This window comes from Streptomyces alkaliphilus, assembly GCF_014141535.1.
Lineage (GTDB): Bacteria > Actinomycetota > Actinomycetes > Streptomycetales > Streptomycetaceae > Streptomyces > Streptomyces alkaliphilus.
In genome coordinates this window covers 1-1,215 of the sequence record NZ_VKHT01001260.1, presented here as the reverse complement: position 1 = coordinate 1,215, position 1,215 = coordinate 1, and the positions used below count along the sequence as shown (strand labels likewise).

At 74.3% G+C, this 1,215-nt stretch carries 1 protein-coding gene; it reads right to left on the bottom strand.

Annotation, left to right across the window (positions count from 1 at the left end; genetic code table 11):
• On the bottom strand, positions 1-1,135 hold a 1,135-nt coding region (locus FNQ90_RS23820; protein WP_182608236.1), incomplete at its 3' end, for a DUF6716 putative glycosyltransferase.
• Between the last annotated feature and the right edge of the window lie 80 nt (positions 1,136-1,215).

Genomic DNA, 1,215 nt, shown 5'->3' with positions numbered 1-1,215 from the left:
GCTCCAGGTAGGGGGCGTGGTGGGCGGCCGTGTAGTGGGGGCGCAGCGGCGGCAGCGGGCCGGCGGCGCGCAGCCGGGCGATCCGGGCCCGGGCCTCCTCCCACGGGTCGGTGCGGCCCAGGCCGTGCCGGGCGGCCCACCCGGGGTCGGCCCTCGGCACCACGCCGGAGTCCAGGTCGGTGAAGGAGGCGAGCAGCCCGGAGCCGACGAAGAAGTGGTTGCCGTGTGCCTCGCGGATGCCGTGATCGGTGATGATCGCCGCCGGTATGCCCCGGTGCACCGCTTCCATCGCGGCGGTGGAGCTGACCGTCACCAGCAGGTCGGTGCGGTCGAGGATCTCCCCCATGTCGCCGTAGCGCAGCGACAGGTTGGCCGGGCGGTCCGGCAACTCCTCGAACAGCCGCTGGTAGGAATGGCGTTCGAGGTGTGTCACCCCCTCGTCCGGCCGGTTGCGCAGCTTGACGATCACCTCGCGGTCGGGGTGCAGCAGAGCGTGGCCCCGCAGGCGCCGCAGCAGGGAGAGCCGGTCGGCGCGCTCGACCGGTACGGACGGCTGCACGGCGAAGCAGACGGTGAAGGGCCGGTCCCGGCCGGCGGCGGACGGGTCCCACGGCGCGCCGTCCAGATAGGGGAGGGCCGACTCCACGATCGCCTCCGGGTCGGCGCCCACCCCCGCGTACACCTCGCGGAACAGGTCGGCGTCGTGCGCGCTGTTGGCCAGCACCACGTCCGAGCCGATGCGCAGCATCGTGCCGTCCACCTGGTTCTCGTAGGCGACGCCGACGTAACCGGTGACCACGATCGGTCGTCGGGTCCGGTCGGCCCACCGCAGGGAGAGGCCGTGCAGCACGGTCATGACGCTGCCGCCGGTCACCCCCAGCACCAGCAGGTCGGCGGCGGCGCAGGCCGGATCCTCCAGCAGGTCGGCGCAGTCCACGCTCCGGGAGGTGTCGGGGACGATCCCCACCTCGGCGATCTGCCGTTGGGAGGGGGCGCTGTCGCCCCGCAGGAAGCGGGCGTCCAGGGCGTGGTCCGGCGCCAGCCGGCGGGCCGTCAGGGCGGCCCACTTCCAGCGGCTGTCCGAATCGGCGAGCACGACGACGCGCGGCCGGGCGCCGACGGAGTCGGTGTCCATGGGAATTCCTGTTCCGTTCTCGTGTGCGCCGCACCGTCCCGGCGGGCGCTCGGGGCGGTGCGTCGGGACGGTGCGGGAGG